The sequence below is a fragment of the Nocardiopsis deserti genome (genome assembly GCF_008638355.1).
In the GTDB taxonomy this organism is placed as follows: Bacteria; Actinomycetota; Actinomycetes; order Streptosporangiales; family Streptosporangiaceae; genus Nocardiopsis; species Nocardiopsis alborubida.
The window spans coordinates 34,738-55,152 of the sequence record NZ_VWVS01000026.1 but is presented as its reverse complement, the minus strand read 5'-3'; the positions used below and the strand labels follow the sequence as shown (position 1 = coordinate 55,152).

At 68.6% G+C, this 20,415-nt stretch carries 19 protein-coding genes, 4 tRNA genes and 1 pseudogene; 14 read left to right on the top strand and 10 right to left on the bottom strand.

Annotation, left to right across the window (positions count from 1 at the left end; genetic code table 11):
* Positions 1-127 precede the first annotated feature (127 nt).
* Positions 128-1,324 carry an MFS transporter gene (locus tag FYW99_RS28715; RefSeq protein ID WP_150255128.1) on the top strand — a complete coding sequence of 399 codons (1,197 nt, stop codon included), beginning with the start codon at positions 128-130 and terminating at the stop codon, positions 1,322-1,324.
* Positions 1,325-1,552: 228 nt separating this feature from the next.
* Here the strand turns inward: FYW99_RS28715 and FYW99_RS28710 are convergent, their stop codons facing one another.
* Positions 1,553-2,284 (bottom strand): rRNA methyltransferase, encoded by a 732-nt coding sequence (locus FYW99_RS28710; RefSeq protein WP_150255126.1) that lies wholly within the window; start codon positions 2,282-2,284, stop codon positions 1,553-1,555.
* 84 nt (positions 2,285-2,368) lie between these two features.
* Positions 2,369-2,443, bottom strand: a tRNA-Asp gene (locus tag FYW99_RS28705).
* 97 nt (positions 2,444-2,540) lie between these two features.
* Between FYW99_RS28705 and FYW99_RS28700 the strand changes: the two genes are divergently transcribed.
* Positions 2,541-2,957: an RNA-binding S4 domain-containing protein gene (locus FYW99_RS28700; protein WP_150255124.1), complete on the top strand. Its 417-nt coding sequence runs from the start codon at positions 2,541-2,543 to the stop codon at positions 2,955-2,957.
* A 136-nt stretch (positions 2,958-3,093) separates the two neighbouring features.
* Here FYW99_RS28700 and FYW99_RS28695 read toward each other — a convergent pair whose 3' ends face one another.
* Positions 3,094-3,903 carry an alpha/beta fold hydrolase gene (locus FYW99_RS28695; protein ID WP_190394849.1) on the bottom strand — a complete coding sequence of 270 codons (810 nt, stop codon included), beginning with the start codon at positions 3,901-3,903 and terminating at the stop codon, positions 3,094-3,096.
* Between the two features lie 115 nt (positions 3,904-4,018).
* Positions 4,019-5,074: a DUF418 domain-containing protein gene (locus FYW99_RS28690; RefSeq protein WP_223839737.1), complete on the bottom strand. Its 1,056-nt coding sequence runs from the start codon at positions 5,072-5,074 to the stop codon at positions 4,019-4,021.
* Positions 5,075-5,304: 230 nt separating this feature from the next.
* Between FYW99_RS28690 and FYW99_RS28685 the strand changes: the two genes are divergently transcribed.
* From FYW99_RS28685 to FYW99_RS28675, 3 genes are all read left to right on the top strand, one after another.
* Entirely contained in the window at positions 5,305-6,414 is a 1,110-nt protein-coding gene (locus tag FYW99_RS28685; RefSeq protein ID WP_150255122.1) for a sensor histidine kinase, read from the top strand.
* A complete protein-coding gene (locus FYW99_RS28680) occupies positions 6,411-7,067 on the top strand; it encodes a response regulator (protein ID WP_150255121.1) in 657 nt (218 codons plus the stop codon). The genes FYW99_RS28685 and FYW99_RS28680 overlap by 4 nt, the downstream gene beginning before the upstream one ends.
* Positions 7,068-7,678: 611 nt before the next feature.
* Complete coding sequence (locus FYW99_RS28675; protein WP_150255120.1) at positions 7,679-9,490, top strand: hypothetical protein; 1,812 nt, start codon at positions 7,679-7,681, stop codon at positions 9,488-9,490.
* Positions 9,491-9,514: 24 nt separating this feature from the next.
* Here FYW99_RS28675 and FYW99_RS28670 read toward each other — a convergent pair whose 3' ends face one another.
* Entirely contained in the window at positions 9,515-9,943 is a 429-nt protein-coding gene (locus FYW99_RS28670; RefSeq protein WP_150255119.1) for an ATP-binding protein, read from the bottom strand.
* A 156-nt stretch (positions 9,944-10,099) separates the two neighbouring features.
* Between FYW99_RS28670 and FYW99_RS28665 the strand changes: the two genes are divergently transcribed.
* The 4 genes and pseudogenes from FYW99_RS28665 to FYW99_RS28650 all read left to right on the top strand — a co-directional run.
* Entirely contained in the window at positions 10,100-10,408 is a 309-nt protein-coding gene (locus FYW99_RS28665; protein ID WP_094805021.1) for a putative quinol monooxygenase, read from the top strand.
* On the top strand, positions 10,405-11,613 hold the full coding sequence (locus FYW99_RS28660) for a helix-turn-helix domain-containing protein (protein WP_150255118.1): 1,209 nt from the start codon (positions 10,405-10,407) through the stop codon (positions 11,611-11,613). The genes FYW99_RS28665 and FYW99_RS28660 overlap by 4 nt, the downstream gene beginning before the upstream one ends.
* A gap of 140 nt (positions 11,614-11,753) precedes the next feature.
* Positions 11,754-12,164, top strand: a complete 411-nt coding sequence (locus tag FYW99_RS28655) for a plasmid replication, integration and excision activator (protein ID WP_150255117.1) — start codon at positions 11,754-11,756, stop codon at positions 12,162-12,164.
* A gap of 198 nt (positions 12,165-12,362) precedes the next feature.
* Positions 12,363-12,911, top strand: a pseudogene (locus FYW99_RS28650) (cell division protein FtsK); the annotation flags it as partial.
* Here the strand turns inward: FYW99_RS28650 and FYW99_RS28645 are convergent.
* Entirely contained in the window at positions 12,872-13,069 is a 198-nt protein-coding gene (locus FYW99_RS28645; protein WP_150255116.1) for a hypothetical protein, read from the bottom strand. The pseudogene FYW99_RS28650 and the gene FYW99_RS28645 overlap by 40 nt on opposite strands.
* Positions 13,070-13,119: 50 nt before the next feature.
* Between FYW99_RS28645 and FYW99_RS28640 the strand changes: the two genes are divergently transcribed.
* The 3 genes from FYW99_RS28640 to FYW99_RS28630 are packed head-to-tail and all read left to right on the top strand — an operon-like array spanning position 13,120 to position 16,243.
* Entirely contained in the window at positions 13,120-14,820 is a 1,701-nt protein-coding gene (locus FYW99_RS28640; protein ID WP_150255115.1) for a replication initiator, read from the top strand.
* Between the two features lie 2 nt (positions 14,821-14,822).
* On the top strand, positions 14,823-14,999 hold the full coding sequence (locus FYW99_RS28635; protein WP_190394848.1) for a helix-turn-helix domain-containing protein: 177 nt from the start codon (positions 14,823-14,825) through the stop codon (positions 14,997-14,999).
* On the top strand, positions 14,996-16,243 hold the full coding sequence (locus FYW99_RS28630; RefSeq protein WP_150255113.1) for a tyrosine-type recombinase/integrase: 1,248 nt from the start codon (positions 14,996-14,998) through the stop codon (positions 16,241-16,243). The genes FYW99_RS28635 and FYW99_RS28630 overlap by 4 nt, the downstream gene beginning before the upstream one ends.
* A gap of 87 nt (positions 16,244-16,330) precedes the next feature.
* Here the strand turns inward: FYW99_RS28630 and FYW99_RS28625 are convergent.
* The 4 genes from FYW99_RS28625 to FYW99_RS28610 all read right to left on the bottom strand — a co-directional run bounded on the left by FYW99_RS28625 (position 16,331) and on the right by FYW99_RS28610 (position 18,295).
* A tRNA-Phe gene (locus FYW99_RS28625) sits at positions 16,331-16,404 on the bottom strand.
* A 25-nt stretch (positions 16,405-16,429) separates the two neighbouring features.
* Positions 16,430-16,504 (bottom strand) — tRNA-Asp (locus FYW99_RS28620).
* An 89-nt stretch (positions 16,505-16,593) separates the two neighbouring features.
* A tRNA-Glu gene (locus tag FYW99_RS28615) sits at positions 16,594-16,666 on the bottom strand.
* 96 nt (positions 16,667-16,762) lie between these two features.
* Positions 16,763-18,295, bottom strand: coding sequence for a metallophosphoesterase family protein (locus FYW99_RS28610; protein ID WP_150255174.1), 1,533 nt, complete (start codon positions 18,293-18,295; stop codon positions 16,763-16,765).
* A gap of 97 nt (positions 18,296-18,392) precedes the next feature.
* On the opposite strand from FYW99_RS28610, the gene FYW99_RS28605 reads away from it, so the two are divergent.
* Entirely contained in the window at positions 18,393-18,743 is a 351-nt protein-coding gene (locus tag FYW99_RS28605; protein WP_013155455.1) for a metallopeptidase family protein, read from the top strand.
* A gap of 334 nt (positions 18,744-19,077) precedes the next feature.
* Positions 19,078-20,382, top strand: coding sequence for an MFS transporter (locus tag FYW99_RS28600; protein WP_150255112.1), 1,305 nt, complete (start codon positions 19,078-19,080; stop codon positions 20,380-20,382).
* The last annotated feature ends 33 nt before the right edge of the window (positions 20,383-20,415 follow it).

Below are 20,415 nucleotides of genomic sequence, written 5' to 3'. Positions count from 1 at the left end.
AGCGGGGACGCCGGGCCAGAACCCACTGCATTCCGCCAACAAATATGCCTTCTCCGGCGTGAAAAAGGCGCATCCCACACCGGATCGGGTGACAATCGCATGGAACGGCAGAGGAAGGGGTGCGCGGATGCGTACGGAATCGGGGAGAAGGGTGTCGCGCCGCGGCACGGCGGGCGGCAACCTGGCGCTGGCCACGGCGGCGTTCACGCTCACCTTCTGGGCGTGGAACCTCATCGGCCCCCTGTCGCGCACCTACACCGAGAACCTGGGGCTGACGCCCACGCAGACCTCGGTCCTGGTGGCCTTCCCGGTGCTGGTGGGGGCTCTGGGGCGCATCCCCGTGGGCGCGCTGACCGACCGCTACGGCGGGCGGCTGATGTTCACGGTCCTGTGCTTCGCGAGCATCGTGCCGACGTTCCTGGTGGGGGTGTCGGGGGACTCCTACGGGATGCTGCTGCTGTGGGGCTTCGTCCTGGGCGTCGCCGGCACGTCGTTCGCGGTCGGCATCCCGTTCGTGAACGCCTGGTACCCGGCGAACCGGCGCGGGTTCGCGACGGGCGTGTTCGGCGCGGGGATGGGCGGCACCGCCCTGTCGTCCTTCCTCACCCCCTGGCTGGTGGACGCGGTGGGGTTGTTCACCACCCACCTGCTGCTGTGCGCGGCGCTGGCGGCCATGGGCGTGGTGATGTGGCTGATGTGCCGGGACTCGCCGGAGTGGCGGCCGCGCACGGAGCCCGCGCTGCCGCGCATGGGGGAGGCGGTGCGGCTGCGGGCGACCTGGCAGGCGTCGCTGCTGTACGCGGTCGCCTTCGGCGGCTTCGTGGCCTTCTCGACCTACCTGCCGACACTGCTGACGCTGGCCTACGACTACGCGCAGACCGCCGCGGGGCTGCGCACCGCCGGGTTCGCGGTGGCCGCCGTGGCCGCCCGGCCGGTCGGCGGCGTCCTGTCGGACCGGATCGGCCCCGTGCGGGTGTGCCTGGTCTCGTTCGTCGGCACCTGCGTGTTCGCGGTCGTACTGGCCCTGCACCCGCCCGCGGAGTTCCCCGCCGGTGCGGCGTTCGTCCTGATCGCGCTGTCGCTGGGACTGGGCACCGGAGCCGTGTTCGCACTGGTGGCCAAGCTGGTGGAGCCGTCGAGGGTCGGCACGGTCACGGGCCTGGTGGGTGCGGCCGGCGGGCTGGGCGGCTACTTCCCGCCGCTGCTCATGGGTGCGGTGTACCAGGCGACGGGCGCCTACACGCTGGGCTTCGTACTGCTGGCGGCGGTCGCCCTGGCGGTGGCCCTGTACGCGTGGAGGGCCTTCGCCCACGTGCGGGGGTGAGACGGCCGGGGGCGGGTCCGATCGCCGGGGCAGCGGCCCCGTGCCGCTCCGGGGAACCGTACACGGGGCCGGGAAGCGGAGACCACGTGCGGAGCGGGCCAGTGCGAGCGGTCGTCCACAGCCTGTGGACGAAGCGCCGCGACAGGAGACCGCGGCCCGGCTGCCTGGGTGGCCACAGAGGTTCGCCGGGCCCTCGTGTCACACCAGCAACGGTTCCGGCCAGTACGACTAGGGCGCGATGTCGCGGGCGCGCACCAGCACCGCGGCCCGGTTGCCCACCTTCACCCGCTCCAGCGCGCGCACGCCCTCGGGCAGGACGACCCGCCGCGTGCGGGCGGTCACCACCACGACGGCGTGATCGGGCAGCACGCGCCCCAGGGAGGCCAGCAGCCCCCTCATCGGCTCCCCGGCGCCGCCGGGAACGTTCCCCTCCCACCGGGTCATCTCGCCGTAGGGCACGTCCGTCACCACCAGGTCCGCGTCCACGCCCTCCTCCAGGGAGAACACGTCGGCCACGGCCGCCTCGTGGGGCAGGTCACCGCCCTGCGCGGCCAGCCCCGCCGCCAGGTCGCGGGCCGCCTCGGCGCGCTCCACGAAGGCCACGCGGCCGAAGTCCCGGGCGGAGCGGCGCAGCTCCTCCTCGCGTTCGGCGAGCCCCTCGGCCGTCAGCAGCCGCAGGTTGCGCGCGGCCAGGGCGACCGCTTCGGCGTCCACGTCGGTGGCGCGGACGCCGGTGAGGAGGTCCCGGTGCAGCAGGCCCAGCACCGTCGCCAGGTACCCGCTGCCGCAGCACGGGTCCCACAGGCGGACGGCCTCCCCTCCGGTGTGCACCATCGCGCGCTGGAACAGCTCACTGGCCAGCCGCACCGGAAAACCCGGAAAACCCGGTGCGGACCGCAGCACGTGCCCGCTCGCCAGGGCCGAGTGGTCGGTCCGCTCGACGGCGTACCGGTAACCCAAGGTCCCTCATGCCCTTCTGTGTCCGTGTCGGCCGCAGAACGCCGAAGGCCCGGTGTCTGAAAACGACACCGGGCCTTCACCATGCGGTCCTGACGGGATTTGAACCCGCGGCCTCCACCTTGACAGGGTGGCGAGCACTCCTAACTGCTCCACAGGACCTCGCTGCATGAACAACTCTAGCGCGACTTCGGAGTACTTCGTACCGGTGGCCGCCTAGAGTGGCGGGAAACGTCCCAGGAGAGTGGAAGGAACCGGCGTGAACGAGTTCTCGGCGCCCCTGCCGTCGGGCCCGGAGAGCACCCGGGTCGACCGCTGGATGTGGGCCGTACGCCTCGCCAAGACGCGCTCGGACGCCGCCCAGGCCTGCCGCGGCGGGCACGTGCGCGTCAACGACCGCCCGGCCAAGCCCGCCACCACGGTCAAGGTCGGCGACGAGGTGCGCGTCCGGCTGCACGGGACCACGCGCACGGTCGATGTGGGCCATGTCATCGAGAAGCGCGTGAGCGCGCCGATCGCCGCCCGCTGCTACACCGACAGGACGCCGACGCCTCCGCCGCAGGCGACCACGCCCGTCATCAGGCGCGACCGGGGAGCCGGGAGGCCGACCAAGCGCGACCGCCGCATGCTGGACAGGCTGCGCAGCGACTTCCCTCCGGGGCCGCCCGCGCCGTAGCGCACGGCCGGGGAACCGGTCGGCGGGACCGGTCGCGTCCGGGGCCCGGGCCCCACCTCCGGTCCTGCCGGTCGGTCATGTTGGTCGATCCTGCCGGCCAGCTCTGCCGGTCAGCCCTCTTGGCCAGTCCTGCCGGTCAGCTCTGTTCGGGAAGCGGGTGCTCCGCCAGGAAGTCCAGCACCTCGTGCGTGGCCTTGGCCGCGTCCTCGTGCAGGTAGCCGTGGCGCATGCCGGGCAGGACCAGCAGCCGGGCGCCGGGGACGCGCTCCGCCAGGAGGGCGGCGTTGCCGACCGGGGTGAGGACGTCGTCCTCACCGTGCACGACCAGGGTCGGCGCCTGGACGGAGGGCAGCAGATCCCAGCCGTCGTAGCCCGAACTCGCACCGAAGTGCAGGCGCTGGGCGCGCAGCGGTCCGCGCGGCAGGACTCGGGTGACCGTGTCAGGGTGGGCGGCGGCCCACTCGGGGCCGTAGAAGAGTTCGGCGATCATGTCGCGCCCCTCGGCCGTACCCGCCCGGCGCAGCGCGAGGGTGGCCGACCTCGGGCGTTCGACCTCGTTGCTCCCTCCCGGCGCCGTGGAACCCAGCACGAGCGCACCGAGACGCCCGGGTGCGGTGGCCGCGAAGGTCTGGGCGACCTTCCCGCCCATGGAGAACCCGTAGACGTGCGTACGGGAGATCCCCAGGGTGTCCAGGACGGTGAGGGCGTCGTCCACGAACAGATCGAAGGTGTAGGGCTCCTCCAGGGGCGCGTCACTGCCGCCGGTCCCCCGGAAGTCCATCCGCACGACCCTGTGGTGCCGGGCCAGGTCGGTGTGCACCCCGTCCCACATCTCGTGGTCGAGGGACTGTCCGTTGAAGAGTAGGAGGGGATCGCCCTGCCCGAGGACGTCGTACCAGATGCGGGTTCCGTCAGCTGCGGTCACGTGGCTCACGGGTCCGGACACTACCCGAGGAGCCCCGCGCACGCCGTGGTCGGCGTCACCCCGCCACCCGGAGCGGCCCGGGGGTTGGTGGCACGGCGCCCGGGACGGTCCGCCCGTCCGCCGTCCCCACGGCGGTTCACGCGCCCGGCGGCCGGGACGCGGACCGGGGTTGCGCTCTCCGCGGATCCCGGACCTCGGCGCGCAGCGGTGACCGGTGCGCCCAGGTCGCCCAGCGCCACAGCCACTCGACCGGCCCTTGGCGGTACCGGCGCAGCCACAGGGTGGAGAACAGCAACTGGATCGCGAGAATGGCTCCCACGGTCAGGAACGCCGTCTCCACGGACTGGCCGATCGGCAGGCCGAGGACGTGGGTGCCAGCCCGAACCAGGAGCGTGGCGGTCAGGTAGTTGGTCAGCGCCATCCTCCCCAGCGGCGCGAAGGCGACCACGAGCAGCGGTCTCAGCGGCGTTCTGAGCAGAATCAGCAGGACGCACACGTACACCCCGGTGAGCAGCAGCTCCGCCAGCATGAACGCCGGGGGCGGCGGCTGCATGGCACCCGGACCGGTGGGCGCGTCGGCCTGCGCCCACAGGGCGAGGGCCGCCCCCGCCGCGAAGACCAGGCCCGCCAGGAGCGGCCCCCGGGTGGATCGCTCGATCCGCTGGACCATCCCGTACCGCACCAGTGCCGAACCCGCCAGGAACAGACCGGCGATCAGCAGGGGCCCACCCCCGGGGCCGACGAGTGCCGTCGGGACGAGTGCGGCGGCGAGAGCGGCCACGGCCCACCGCGGCAGCCAGGTCGAGGGCAGCAGCACCAGCAGGCCGACGACGGCGTAGTCGGTCAGGATGTCGCCCCGCCACAGCAGCATGTGCCCGAGGCCGATCGCGAGCAGCGCCACGAGCCGACGCAGCAGGACCAGTCGCGGGCGCGGGGCGCGGTCCACGGCGGAGTCCAGCAGCAGCGAGAACCCGATGCCGAACAGCAGGGAGAAGACCGGGAGCCCGACCCAGGCCGGCACGTCACTCACGGGCCGCTCCGCCACGGCGGTGGCGGCGTTGGCCATCAACTGGACGTTGGCCACCAGGATCGCGCACAGGGCCAACCCCCGCAGCACGTCGAGCGCCACGATGCGAGCCCGGCCGGGCGGGGCCTCGGCTCCGTGCCCCGCAGGGGAAACGTTGTCTGTCATGAGATCCAAGCCTGAGGGGTGGCGCGGCCCCGGTCACGGGGCGAAAGAAGGGTTCGCGACGCCTGCAACGGTACTTTCGGCCGGTTCGGTGGTAGGGAGGCCTCTCTAGGCTGAATGGTGTGAACAGCGGGGAAGGCCGACTCGGGTCATCCGGTGCGCCGGGGCGACCGGCGCGGCCGGGGTGGTTGGTGTGGCCCGGGCGTCCTGTGTGGTGGAGGCGACTCGGTTGGGTGGCGGACCTCGGCCTCGCCGCGGTCTTCGCGCTGGCGCTCGCCTTCCAGGCGGCCAGGCTCGCGTCGACCTGGGGAGGCGGTTACTGGTGGTTCGACGCCGCCGCGGGTGCGGTGGTGAGCGTGCTCGCCCTGGTGCGCTACCGGGGCCGGGCGGTGGCCGCGACCGCGGGGCTGACCGTGGCCGTGGTCTCGACGCTGGCCGCCTGGGCGTTCGGCCTGCCCTCCGAGCCCGGCCCGGCCATGGCCCTCGCGCTGGCGGTGCTCACCGGATCCGCCGTCAGGGAACTCCCGGCACGGTCGGCCTGCGCGGTGGCGGCCGGAGGGCTCGCGGTGATCGGCGTCAGCCTGCTCACCCAGCTGGGATCCTCCTCCGGCATGCCCGTGGTGATCCTGAACTCGCTCACGTGGCTGGGCGGCGTCTCGGGCGGCCTGGTGCCGCGGCTCCTGGCGGCCCGCCGCCGAAGGATCTCCGAGAGGGTGCGCCGCGACGAACGGCTGGAGCTGGCCAGGGAGCTGCACGACGTCGTCGCCCACCACATCACCGGCATCGTGATCGAGGCGCAGGCCGGGCAGCTCGACGCCATCGGACAGCCCGACCGGGCGAGGGCCTCCTTCGCCGCCATCGAGGGCGCGGGGACCGAGGCGCTGACCGCCGTGCGCAGCGTCGTCGGCCTGCTGCGCGACACCGACGGGGCGGCGTTCACCGCGCCGGGCCCCGAACGGCTCACCGCGCTCGTCGAGCGGTTCCGCGAACGCGGCGGCCCCGCCGTGGAGCTGCGCCTGCGGGAGGACGGGGAGGCGTGGCCGCCCGAGGTCGCCGCCACCGTCTACCGGGTGGTCCAGGAGTCGCTGACCAACGTCGCGCGCCACGCCGCGGGCGCGGACTCGGTCACTGTCCGGGTGGCCCGGGACGGACGGGACCTCACCGTGGAGGTCACCGACGACGCCCCGTACCCGTCCCGCCACCGTCGACGGGACGGGTACGGGTTGGTCGGGATGCGCGAGCGGGTCGAGGCCCTCGGGGGCACACTGCGCGCGGGCCCGGCCCGCGGGGGCGGCTGGTCCGTGCTCGCAGTCCTCCCCGCTCCCGATCGGGGGGACCGATGACCATCCGGGTCCTGGTGGCCGACGACCAGGCGATGATCCGAGGCGGTCTGCGCCGGATCCTGGAGAGCCAGCCCGACCTCACCGTGGTCGCCGAGGCGGCCGACGGAGCCGAGGCCGTGGAGCTCGCCCGAAGGCTACGCCCCGACGTGTGCCTGGTGGACATCCGCATGCCGCGCCTGGACGGCCTGGAGGTCACCCGCGCCCTGGCCGGTCCGGGGGTGGCCGATCCACTGCGGGTGGTCGTGGTGACCACGTTCGACCTCGACGAGTACGTCTACGGGGCGCTGCGCGGCGGCGCCGTGGGGTTCGTGCTCAAGGACGCGGGCCCGAGCCTGCTCGTGGAGGCCGTCCGCTCGGCACACGCCGGGGACGCCCTGATCTCACCGTCGATCACCCTGCGGCTCCTGCGCCGTCTCACCGCCGCGGCCACCCCGCCCGGAGGCGGCCGACCGCATCCGCTGTCCGCCCGCGAGACCGAGGTCGTGCTCGCCATCGCCCGCGGCCGCACCAACCAGGAGATCGCCGACGAGCTGTTCATCTCCCTGAGCACGGTCAAGGGCCACGTGTCCGCCGTCCAGGCCCGCCTTGGCCTGCGCAACCGCGTCGAGGTCGCCGCCTGGGCCTGGGAGAACCGCCTGATGGACGCCCCCTAGCAGCGAACACCGAAAACGCCCGGGGCCATGAGGCCTTCCGGGCGTTCGCACTGCTCAGGGTGAGTGGCTAGGGGCGGGGTCGAACCGCCGACCTTCCGCTTTTCAGGCGGGGTAAAGGTGGAGTGGCCGTGCTGGCCTGCGGGGTGGATATCCGCTCGGGACCGGGTGAGTCCATCCCCGGTTGCTGTCGTTGCTGTCACCGCTGCTGTCACTTCGAGGTGTCTTCGGCCTGCCTCGACGTAGGGGAAGGCGGTCCGCCACAGCAGTGCCGCGCGTGCGCTCCTCCGCCTGCCCCCGCTCCCCCGGCCACGGGACTTCGGCAACCACGGTTCCGGGCCGAGGTGCCCGATAGCGCCGGGGTCGGTCACTCCAGACAGTCGCACTCCGCTATCGGGTGCCTCGGGATCTGAGCACGTCAGAAGGCGATTTCTCCAGAACGGCAACCGTTCGTGGGCTGCCCACGTCAAGATGCCAACCAGGTCGGCCATCGGCCGCGCTCGGGACCGGGCGGCAGCCCGCAGCCCGAGCGGCGGCCGGAGGCTGCCACGACGGCGCTTGCGCCGTCGCCTTGATTCCATACAGATCAAATCAGCAAAAAGAACAGGATTGAATTGGGCAAGGGAAATAGAAACAGAAAGTCCAGAAAAGAAGACTCGGAAAAACTCCGCGGCTTCGACAAGTTCAGCTGGAGGAACGCCCAAAAGGCAGAGGCAAGAGGAAATTCAATCGGCTTGAATAAATCCGAGTACATAAAGGCACACGAGCGGGGGCCAAGAAGAGTATGCGAAGCGTTAATTGCACGACACAATGCCAGGATAAACAGAACAAAAGACCTGCCCAGTCAAATCACCAAGCCGGTCCGGTCAAAATTGTTGGCAGCAGTGATGATCGATGGAGCACTGATCACACTAAACAGAAATCCACGGCAAATGCCAGCAGACTATCTAGGCAGCTGGGAAGAGCACCTACTCTGGGCAACTGACAGTTGCTTCGCGGTATTGAGGCACCTATCGAGCGGCCAATTCATCGCCGCCGCCCTAATACTTCGAACACAGATTGAACGCTGGACAAATGATCTTGCATCAACCAGAGGAACAGAAAGAGAAAAGGGGGAGTCTAATATCCATTTCATGGATAGAGTCTGGCACGAAGGAGCATTCGCTGAAACTTTCCATGAAGGCACGACGCAGCCAACCATCGGACTCCCAAAGGGTGATGATTATGAAAATGAGAACACCATCGGAGATCGAGAGAGTGCGAAAATAGAAAACACGCAGGGTGACCATAAATACCCCGCCGGATCGATATATGCAGAACTATCAGAGCTCTTGCATGCCCGCGGAAGATACAATGAATTAATACATTGGGAAATGGGCTTAACCCTTTCAGGCAAGACTCCTTCAGAATCTGAAAACTACGCAGATCTAATAGCTTCGGGAGTCGCACTGGTCCTTTCGAGAATTAGAGCACGGGTACATGAACTTTTGCCTGAATCTGAAACATCGAGAAAGATGCTGGAGTTCGACGACTCCACCCCGGCCGGAGAAAACGGTTTCCCAATTTCGGCCCTTTGGCCACTGACATATGAAACCTGCTACGACCCTAAAGTGGTTGCGCCTTACACGTACGCCAGCGGGCTCCTAGCGTCGATCTCTCGCGGAGAAAGGCCCTACGGGAGGCTTTTTCGTGATAATGAGATGGTAGACATATGCTTTACAGAAAGAAGGTTCCGAGCTTTAATTTGGGCAAGACATGGCTTTGAAGATGAGAAGAAATTTTTCGGTGAAGAATTTAACCCCGATTCGCTTGCCGATAGGCAGTTTCGCATGATTATCACAAGCGAATTTGCTTCACTTCTTTCCCATTGGACCACAGAACAGGAAATTAAGAATGCTGCGTCAGCCGCAGCCAGTTCCTTGCGATCCTCCTACTGGCTTTGGCTAGATGATGACGATAGAGCCATGGGAATGCTCAGGGTTGTAACGGAACAGGCAGCGAGAATTCGCACATGGAACCGCAAGCCAGAAAAAGCCGCTTCCCTGGAGAGAAACAAGAAAACGACACCAAAAGATTGGATAGAAAAGTCAGGACTCAAAAGGATTTCATCTTTTAATTCAGCCTTAGGGGAAATGGCGCACGCGAGAGAAGGAAATCAGTGGATCAAGGCGCGTGAGGTACTCTCTGAAATGCAGACATCAACTACTGCCCCAGAACCAATAAAAACCGCCCGAGGATTTGCCCTCGATACCGCAAATAGAATACTAGCCAGCGAGGTCATGGGCACATTCAAGAAAGATATGCCGGAACTGGCTATCGTTTTCGACGATGCCCTCCGCGAAGCAAACGTGGATTATAAACACATGGAATCCTCTTTGGAAAAGTGGTATAACTTGGTTCACGGACTTAAGCCAAAGAAGACCTGAATCATTGCACGAAGGCTTCTAGGATCAGGGTCGGGAAGCCAGTTTCTTCACGAACCAGGTCTTGCGACCGGACAGGGTTGCATGGCTGCCCCATGAGTCAGCGAGGGCGTCAACGAGGAACAGACCGCGACCGTGTTCGGCGTCGGGTTCGGGCTGCGCCACATACGGGGCGTCGAAATACGAACCGCCGTCGTGCACGGTGACGCGCACGCTGCGACCGTGTTCGTGCTCGATGAGGACGCCGAACCCCGCCCCCGGGAGGTTGGACGGCGTGTGCTGGACGGCGTTGGTCGCCAACTCGCTCGTGAGTAGTACCGCGTCGTCCACCACCGAGCAGTCCGCCAGACGCTCAGCGACGAACGCACGCACGGCGGCTATCTGGTCGGGACGGCCGTAGAACCACCCGTGGTGGACGCTCACCGTTCGGTTGGGCCTGTCTGCGTGGAGGGACATGGGGTTTCACCTCGTGCTCTGAGCGCATGGGGCAGACACTGAGCTGCATGACTAGTACTATTAGTACGGCTACCGTACATTGAATGCGTGTGTAGCGCACTGGTTTGCGCGCACAATAAGTACGGGTCTTGTAGTCGAAGTGAGGGAGAGTGCCCCATGTTCGGACTGTCTGTGCGGTTCACGCTCAAGGACGAGGCCGCCGCCGACGGCTTCGACGCCCTGGTGGCGGAGACGCTTCCGCACATCCGCCGGAGTGAGCCGGGCACGCTCGTGTACGCGGTCCACACGGTGGAGGGCAAGCCGCTGGAGCGGATCTTCTACGAGCTGTACGCCGACCGCGCCGCCTTCGAGGCGCACGAGGAGCAGCCGCACGTGAAGCGCTTCCTCGACGCTCGCGGCGCGTTCCTGGCCTCGGTGGACGTGGACTTCCTGGACCTGGTGGACGCCAAGGGCGTGCAGGAGTGAGCACCGACTACCAGAAGGCGCTGGGCCGCAAGGTGGCCAAGCACCGCCGACAGCGCGGACTCTCCCAACGGGAGTTCGCCGGACTCGTGGGACGCTCCGAGACCTGGGTGTCCCAGGTCGAACGCGGGGTGCGCAAGGTCGACCGGATGGTGGTCCTCGAAAAGCTGGCCGCGGTCCTGGAGATCCCCGTCTCCGAACTGGCCGCCGAGGCGCCCATCGTCGCCGCCTCCAACGAGGAACCTCCGGGCAGTAGCCGCCTGCGCCTCATCCTCAGCGGGTCGCACGCCCTGGCCGCGCTGCTGCGGCGCAACCCCGCGTCGGTCGACATGGACAGCCTTCGTCAGCGGGTGGACCATGCCTGGGAGCTGACGCACGCCAGTGCCTACATGGAGCTGACCGAGGTCCTGGAATCGCTGATCCCCGACCTGGAGTCGGCCGCGCGCTCGGTCCCCAACGGCGAACGCCTGGAGCTGTTCCGTCTCCTCAACGCCGCCTACCGGGCCTGCTCCTCCACGCTGTCCCGCCTGGGCGAGTACGAAGCGGCGTGGATCGCCGCCGACCGCGCCATCACGGCGGCCGAACGGGCGGAGGATCCGCTCCTCATGGCGGCGGGTGAGTTCCGCCTGTGCCTGACCTTCCAGGGGGCACGCCACTACGACCAGGTGGAGGCCACCGCGCAGACCGCCTGTGAGGCCCTGGGCGGCCTGGTGGAGGCGGGTAACCCCGAAGCGATGTCCGTCTACGGCGCGCTGACCCTGCAACGGGCGGTCGCCGCCGCACGCCGCAACAACGCCACGGTCGCCTACCGGCACGTGGCCGAGGCCAAGCGGATCGCGGACGCCATCGGCGGAGAGCGCAACGACTTCAACACCGAGTTCGGTCCGGCGAACGTGGGCCTGCACGAGGTGTCCGTGGCGGTGGACCTGGGCGACGCTGGCGTGGCCCTGCGGGCTGCGGACAGCGTGGACGTGTCCGTCCTGTCCCCGGAGCGCCGGGGCCGCTTCCTCATCGACGTGGCACGCGCACAGCTACAACGCCGCAACGTAGACGCGGCCGTGGCCACCTTGGAGGAGGCCGAGCGGATCACGCCCGAACAGGTCCACTCACACCCGATCGTGCGACAGGTCGTCGGTGACCTGCTGGCGATCCAGGATCCAGCCGGTACAGCGCTGACCGGTCTGGCTCGAAGGGTGGGCGCACTCTGAGTACTAGCTAGTACTTCATGTACTAGACAAAACAAAAAGTGCGGATTAGTGTGTGGTAGGTCGCACAGTCCTTCCTGCTGTGGGAGGCGCGACCGACCACACACTTTCGTTTGCGCCGACAGGCGCGGTGAGGAGTCCGCATGGCTATCCAGGGTGCGTTGCCGGTCGATTTCGGCACGGTGTTCCCGCACGGTGCCTTCGCCCTCGGGGTGGAGGCGATCACCGACTTCGAGACCAAGCGGCCCCAGCTCGACAAGGACACGGGGTTGCCGCTGTGGGCGGTGGACGTGATCGACGCCGACCCCGAGGCACGGGGCAAGGCCAAGTCGGTCAAGGTCAAGGTCGCCGCCGAGGTGTGCCCGACCCTCCCGGACGAGGTCCCGGGGCTGCCGTTCCGGCCGATCGAGTTCGAGGCCATGGCGGTCATGCCCTACGTCGACGACAACGGCCGTCGCCCCCGGGTGGCGTACTCGCTGCGCGCCCGTGGCGTGAAGGCTCCCGGCGGCACCGCTGGCGGTCGTCGCGCTCCGGCGGCCAAGGAAGCCGCCTGACCCGCCACAAGACATGAGACGGGGCGGCCTGGTGCGCCAACACCTAGCCGCCCCTGTAAACCCCTCCTGCAAGCCCTTGCTCAAGCTTCGTGAAGAGGTGTCCTCAGTATGTCCGAAAACCGACCCGACCTGTCCACGTTGACCGGACCGCAGTTGGTCCGGGCCTTCCTCGCCGAGTTCGACAGGCCGCGCACGACCTACGCCGACACCGGCGAAACCGCGGTGGCGCTCCTCGAACGCGCGGTGGCCTCGATGCAGGAGCGGGCCGAACGCTACGCGGGCAAACAGCGCTCCCACCTCCCGACCACCGATGACCCGTTCGTGGTCGTGCTCCTGGACGAGGTGGCGTTCCTGACCGCCTATCACCCCGACCGGGACGTGCGCCGCCGCGCTGAGAACGCCATAGCCACCCTCACCTCACAGGGCCGCTCGGTCGGCTTCGCCGTCCTGGCCGCGTTGCAGGACCCGCGCAAGGAGGTCATGAACCTCCGCAATCTCTTCCCTGACAAGGTCGCCCTGAGGTTGGACGAGGCGTCCCAGGTGGACATGGTTCTTGGTGAGGGTGCCCGGGAGCGGGGTGCTAAGGCGCACCTGATCGACCCCGCCCTTCCTGGGGTGGCCTACGTCCGTCTGGAGGGCTCCCCGGCCCCGGTGCGGGTGCGGGCCGCCTACGTCTCGGACGAGGACATCACCGCTATGGCGGACAACTACGGGGCGGGCGTTTCCTCGGGTGGAGGGGCAGCCTGATGTTGGCGCTTCTTCGCTTCCTGCCATGCCCCGAGCAAGAACACCGTGAAGAACAGGGTGTTGAACACGAAGAGCAGCCCCGGCATGACTTGGCCGTGGCTGAGCGACAGTACCGACGCGGTCAGGCTGAGCACGGTCGTTACGAGCAGGAACGGCACCAACCACGGTTTCATCTGACCTCTGTCTCGGCTGTTCGAGGGGGCGCTTGATGCCCACTCCCACCGGTAAGTCCACCCGGGCCGAACGCCTTGCGCAACCGCTGGCCCGTGAGGTGGCCGAACAGGTTGCCGCCGACCACGGCGTGTGCATCCGCCCCGTGTCCCTTCGACGCACCGACATCGCCACCGGTGCCACCGAGGTCATCGATGTTCCGTGTGGGTCCACGCTGGAATCGCGGTGTCCTGCCTGCGCCAAGAGGAAGCGCAGCCTTCGCCGCTCCCAGTGCGAAGAGGGCTGGCACCTGGCCACCGAACCCGTGGTGACCCCTGATCCGCCGTCTGAGGAACAACGTTCCTGGGTGGAACAGCGCGCGTTGGTCACCGCCGAACGGGATCGCCTCGCCGCCACCGGGGCCGTTGACCCGGAACAGCTCTCGGCACTGGATGCGGCGATCGCGGACCTGGACGAGGAGATCACCGCCTCCGGCCTACGCGGATCGGTCACCCGCTCCGCTTCGCCCTTGTCGGGGTCGCGTCGGGTGCGTTCGACCAAGCGGCGTCAGGATGTGCCGGACCTGCCCAAGCGACCCATGACGAGGAAGACGGTCGGTCGGGCCTTCACCGATCCGGCCTCGGGCAAGGTGTTTCGACCCTCGCTGTTCATCACCCTGACGTTGGACTCCTACGGGCGGGTGCGCTCGGACGGCACCCCCGTCGACCCCTCGACCTACGACTACCGTCGTGCCGCTCGGGACACGTTGCACTTCTCCAAGCTGGTGGACCGGTTCGTGCAGAACCTGCGGCGGGTGGCGGGGTTCGATGTGCAGTACTTCGCGGCCGTGGAACCCCAACGCCGCTTGGCCCCGCACCTGCACATGGCCACCCGGGGCACCATCCCTCGGGCCGAACTGCGCCAGATCGCTGCTGCGACCTACCACCAGGTGTGGTGGCCCAACGCTGACACGGTCCGCTTCGACGGCGACCACCTGCCCCTCTGGGAGGAGGGCAACGACACCTACCTCGACCCGGCCACCGGGGAAGTCCTGCCCACGTGGGATGAGGCGTTGGACGAGTTGGATGACGACCCCGATGCGGAACCCTTCCACGTGGTCCGGTTCGGCCGTCAGGTCGATGCCAAAGGGGTCGTGGCGGGCTCGGAGGACGCGTCCCGGTGTGTGCGCTACCTGGCGAAGTACCTGACCAAGGACATCGCGGACTGCCACCAGGTGGAGACCACCCGGCAGGAACAGCACGTGGACCGGCTGTTGGAAGCGCTGCGCTTCGAGCCGTGCTCGACCCGGTGCGCCAACTGGCTGCGCTACGGCATCCAACCCGACCAACCCAAGGCCGGACTGCGCCCCGGGTTCTGCCGCTCCAAGGCTCATCGCCGTGAACACCTGGGCTACGCGGGACGCCGCGTCCTGGTCTCGCGCAAGTGGTCGGGCAAGACCCTCGCTGATCACAAGGCGGACCGGCTCGCCTGGGTCCTCAACGCTCTCGGAATTAACGGCGTTAATAGCGACCGGATCAACGAGGACCAAGGCGACGAGGCCAACCCGCGTCCCCTGGTGCTGTCCTCGGTCTCCTCGGGCTCCTTCGAATGGGAACTGGCCCGACCCACCGACCCTGACGTGGCCCCTCGGGAGCAACGCCTCCTCCGCGCGGTGGGCGAAGCCCTCAAACGCCGCGCACAGCTCGACGCCGCTCGAACTCCCGAACTCTCGGCAACCCCTGAGCAGGAAGCAGCGTGACCATGACCGAACTCCTCCTGACCGTCGAAGAGGCCGCTGAGCGTCTGCGTGTGAGCCGCTGGATGGTCTACAACCTCATCCGCTCCCGCACGCTCCGCACCGTCAAGATCGGGCGTCGCCGCCTGGTCCCCGTCGCCGCGTTCCCCGAGTGCCTGGAAGCCCTGGAGGACGCCGCGTGAGCGCTTCTGAGGGCAACACCAGCCGCCGCAGGGTTCGCAGGCGTGCCAACGGCGAGGGAAGCGTCTGGCAGCGCAAGGACGGCCGCTGGGCCTTCGCGGGATACGCGCTGACCACCGGGGGCACGTACAAGCGCGTACAGGGCTACGGCCGCGACCAGGCGGACGCCCGGGCCAAGCTGAACAGGCTTCTGGCCGACTCCGACCGGGGTATCCCGGTCGCCTCCGAGAACTGGACGGTGGCCGAGTACCTGGCCTACTGGCTGGAACACGTGGTGCGGGCCGAACGCCGCCCCAAGACCGTGCAGGGCTACGAAGGCGTCATCCGCCGCTACCTCGTCCCCGGCCTGGGAAAGAAACGGCTGGCCAAGCTCACCGCGCGGGACGTGCGGACCTTCGTCACGAACATTCGGCAACTGTGCCAGTGCTGCCGCAACGGCACCGACGCCGCCCGGGAGCGTCCCCGGTGCTGCGCGCTCCCCCGGCCCGAATGCTGTGGGCACCGGCTCTCGGCGCGCATGGTGCAGTCCGTCCACGCCGTGCTGCGCAACGCGCTCCAAACGGCGGTCCGTGAGGAGGTGATCCCGCGCAACGTGGCCTCCCTGGTCAAGGTCTCGCCTCCCCGCTACGCCGTGAACCGGGGCCTGGACGTGGCACAGGCCCGGCGTCTGCTCAAGGCTTCGGAGAACGACCGGTTCCACGCCCTGTACGTCCTGGCGCTGTGCCTCGGCCTGCGGCGGGGCGAACTGCTCGGGCTGCGCTGGTGTGACGTGGACCTGGAGGCCGGACGCCTGGAGGTGGTCCACACCCTGCAACGGGTCGGCGGGAAGCTGGCCCTGGTGCCGCCCAAGACGGAGGACTCGGCGCGGACCGTGCCCCTCCCCGGTGTCTGCCTGGACGCGCTGAGGGCGCACCGCCGACGCCAGTTCGCGGAGCGCTCGGACGCCTTCCCCGACTGGGAGGAACACGGGCTGGTGTTCCCCTCCCGACGCGGTACTCCCCTGGAGCCGAACAACCTGCGCCGGAGCTGGGAACCGCTGCGCCGCGCGGCGGGCCTGGAGGGGATGCGCTTCCACGACCTGCGGCACACCTGCGTGACGCTGCTGCTGAACCTGGAGGTGCCGCCGCAGGTGGTCCGGGAGATCGTCGGCCACAGCGACATCGGGGTGACGATGACCATCTACGCGCACGCCTCACTCGACGACAAGCGGCGGGCGCTCGGGAAGCTCGGGGACGCGCTCGGCTGAGCCGGTTGCTGTCACGTTGCTGTCAACGGGGTACGAGAAACGCCCGGAGCCTCATGGCTTCCGGGCGTTCGCACTGCTCAGGGTGGGTGGCTAGGGGCGGGGTCGAACCGCCGACCTTCCGCTTTTCAGGCGGACGCTCGTACCAACTGAGCTACCTAGCCGCACTCGCCGATCTCTCGGCGACGGCGGTCCTGACGGGATTTGAACCCGCGGCCTCCACCTTGACAGGGTGGCGAGCACTCCTAACTGCTCCACAGGACCTTGTTCAGTTGTCGCACCGGGCTCCGGGCCCCGTGCTCTTGCTGCGGTTCTCATTCTGCCAGATGTCCGGTAGTGCTCGAACCGCCTCGTACCCCCAACGGGATTCGAACCCGCGCTACCGCCTTGAAAGGGCGGCGTCCTAGGCCGCTAGACGATGGGGGCCCGTGTGACACACCAAGCATAGGGGAGATTCGCAACCAACACCAAAGTGATAAGCCCAGCCGGTCGCCGCCTCCTCCACCTGCGACGACGTGCGGGTCAGGGAGTCCGCTGCCCTTCGCTGGCCTCCTCCTCCGGTTCCTCGGAGGGCTCCCCCACCGGGCGCTGCGGGTCGGTCTCGATGTGCCGCTCGACCTGCGCCGACGTCAGTCCGATGCCGCCCAGGTCGATGTCGTCGCGGGCCTGGAGGCGTCCGGTCTCGGCGTCGAAGTACAGCACCGACGCCTGGTAGGGGGTCGGGCGGCCGGGACCGTGATCCAGCCCACGCAGACCGGCCCCGCCGGTGGACCCCTGCACGAGGAAGCGGGTGCCCAGATCGGTCAGCTCGGTGGACCTCAGGTGGTCGTCGCCCGTCAGCACCAGCGGCACCACCCCGTCGAAGGCCTCCGCCTGCGTGCGCGTGTGCATGACGACCACGTCCACGTCCTCGCGGGAGTCGACCACCTTCTCGGCCTCCTCCTCTCCCCGGTCGGCCACCTCGGAGGCGTCGGGGTTGAGCCGGGTCGCGTCCGGGACGTACCGGGGGTCACCCGACCCGTAGAAGGTCAGACCGCCCACCTCCCGGGCCTCGCCGTCCAGCACGACGGCGTTCTCCTGCGCCGCCACCGCGCGCTGCGTTCCCATCGAGTCGTGTCGGCCGCGCACCCACACGTACGGCACGTCCAGCTCGCCGATCTCGTCGGCGAACGTGTCCTCGGCCGCGCTCCCCCGGTCGGTGAGGTCCCCCGAGTCCACGACCATGTCCGCCCCGTACTGCTCCCGGAGCGTGCGGATGATGCTCCACGAGGCCGGGTTCAGCTGGATGTCGGACACGTGCAGCACGGTGATGACCGACTCGTCCTTCTCGTACACGGGGAGGGTGGAAGTGGCCTCGTAGATCATCGCCACGTTGCCGACCAGCCCCGCCAGCTGCTCCTGGTACTGGCTGAACCTGCCCACCACCTCCTCCGCGCTGCCCACCACCTGCGGGGCGCCCGCGATCAGCCCGGTGTAGCGGGGCTCGGCGATGGCGCTGGGGTTGAAGGTGTTGGCGGCCACCGCTCCGGAGGCCACGAGCACGCCCAGCGACACCAGGGCGCTGGCCAGGGCCCGCCACACGTTGCGGAAGAGCAGCAGCCCCATCACGGCGGCCCCCAGGGCCGCGGCGAGCACCGCGCGCACCAGCAGGCCGATCACACCGGCGCGCAGGTCGGAACCGATCCCCGCGGCCATGCGGTTGATCGCCTCGGGATCGGCGAACACCTCCTCGGCCGCGGACAGCCGGATGTTGGAGATCCTCGCCTCCAGCTTGATGGGGGCGCTGTGGGTGTCGAAGGCCAGCTGCCCCAGCGGGGCCACGTCGACGACCGTCTCACCCCGCCACTGGGGGCTCAGGCTCATCGTGACGTCCGCGGGGCCGATGGGAGTGACCACCTGGCCGCCCAGGGCCAGGCCCAGCCAGCCGCCGACCAGACCCGCGACGACGACGCACCCCCACCGCCACGCGCGGCCGGAGCGCAGCCGGTCGAAGGTGCCGCGGAGCCGTCGGAGGGCTCCGCGAAGGTCGTATCCGCGGATCGCTTCCCAAGACAACACACCCCCATCATGCCCCTCCGGGGGAGGCGCTCCCGTGTTTCCTCCCCTTCGAGAGTGTTATGTCGCTTCCGGCGCGTCGCGGGGAGGCAGCACAATGGCAGGTGTGGTGGAACTGACGCGCAGGGACTTCGAGGAACTGGTCGCCGACGCCCTCGACCAGATACCGCCCGAGCTGGCGCAGCTCATGGACAACGTGGTGATCACCGTCGAGGACGAGTCGCCGGAGGGGCTGCTCGGCCTGTACGAGGGCATCCCCCTGACCGAGCGGGGCGACTCCTACTTCGGCGTGCTCCCCGACCAGATCTTCATCTACCGGCGCAACATCTGTGCCTTCTGTGAGACCCCCGAGCAGGTGGTGGAGGAGGTGCTCGTGACCGTGGTGCACGAGATCGCACACCACTTCGGCATCGACGACTCCCGCCTGACCGAGCTCGGCTGGGGCTGAACCCGGCGCTCCTCCGGTCCCTCGCCCCCGGACCGCGGTCTCCTTCGGATCACGCTTTTCGTCACTCTCCGAACATATTGATCGACATTATGCTCATGTGCAACATTCCAGGGCAGGCGCGCGGCTCCGCGCAGACACGGCGTGAGCAGCGAAAACAACCCACCCAAGGCGGCTCGACAACACGGACGAATCCACCTGGCATTCCTCACCCACAGCAACGAATCAGACACGAATTCCCCAGAACGGCTTGCGACGAAGCTCACCTTCCGGAACTGTTGGTTATTGGGACACGACACAGCGTGATTACAACCCTGTAACAGTAAGGGAGTGCCGGGTGGCCAATCCGCGCCTCGACAACACACCTGACAACGGAGACCACGAGTCTTCGAGCGCCCCCAACAACGACGACTGGCGGAGCAGCTACCGCGACGTCATGGCGATCGCCGAGTTCCGGTCCGTCTGGCTCGCCCACGCGCTCTCGGTGATCGGCACGAACCTGCTGAACATCGCCACCAGCGTGCTCGTCTTCCAGATCACCGGCTCCGCGCTGGCCGCGGGCGTCACCCTGGCCCTGACCTTCCTGCCCCCGATCATCAGCCCGCTCATCTCCGGGCTCGCCGACCTCTTCCCCCGCCGCCGCGTCATGATCGCCTGCGACCTCGCGCGCGCGGCCGTGATCGTGCTCATCGGTATCCCCGGCATGCCGATCTGGGCCGTCTGGATCCTGCTCTTCTGCTCGGTGCTGCCGTCGGTCCCCTTCGCCGCGGCCCGCGCCGCGATGATGGCCGAGATCATCCAGGGCGAGCGCTACGTCGCCAGCACGGCCATCATCCAGCTCACCTCGCAGCTGGGCATGCTCGCCGGACTGGTCGCCGGCGGCCTGATCGTCGCCGTCATCGGCCCCAACATCGCCGTGATGTCGACCGGCGTCCTCTTCGTGCTGTCCGCGCTCACCGTGCTGCTGGGTGTGGCCGCGCGTCCCGCGCCCCGCGGGGGGCAGGAGGACCGCCCGGGGTTCGCCGCGATGACCCGCGACGGGGCCAAGCTGGTCTTCGCCGACCGCAGGCTGCGCACCCTGGCGCTGCTCGCCTGGCTCGCCGGCCTGTACGGCATCCCCTACGGGCTCGCCAACCCGATGGCCGAGGAGATCGGTGCCGGAGCGGCCGCGGCCGGGTTCATCATGGCGGGCTCGGCGATCGGCGCCTTCGTCGGCGGGTTCGTCCTCACCCGGTTCATCCCGCCGCCCACCCGCATGCGCCTGCTCGGCCCGCTGGCCGTCCTCACCTCGGCGCCGCTGCTGCTGTGGCTGGCCGACCCGCCGCTGTGGCTGATGGTGACCGCTCTCGCACTCTGCGGCGTCGCGGGCTCCTACCAGTTCGTGGCCAACGCGGCGTTCGTGCTGTGCGTGCCCAAGGAGGGCCGCGGACTGGCCTTCGGGCTGGTCGCGGCCGGACTCCAGGCCGCGCAGGGCGTGGGCATCCTGGTGGCCGGGTTCTTCGCCGAGAAGTTCGGCACCGGTGTCGTCATCGCCGCGGCCGGTGCCATCGGCGTGGTCTGCGCGGTGCTCCTGGCACTCCCGTGGTCGCGGATGGCCGGTGAGACCATCGACCAGATGAACGCGACCGGGGACGGCGCCTAGGATCCCCGCCGCACGGGGTTCCTAGCGCTCCTT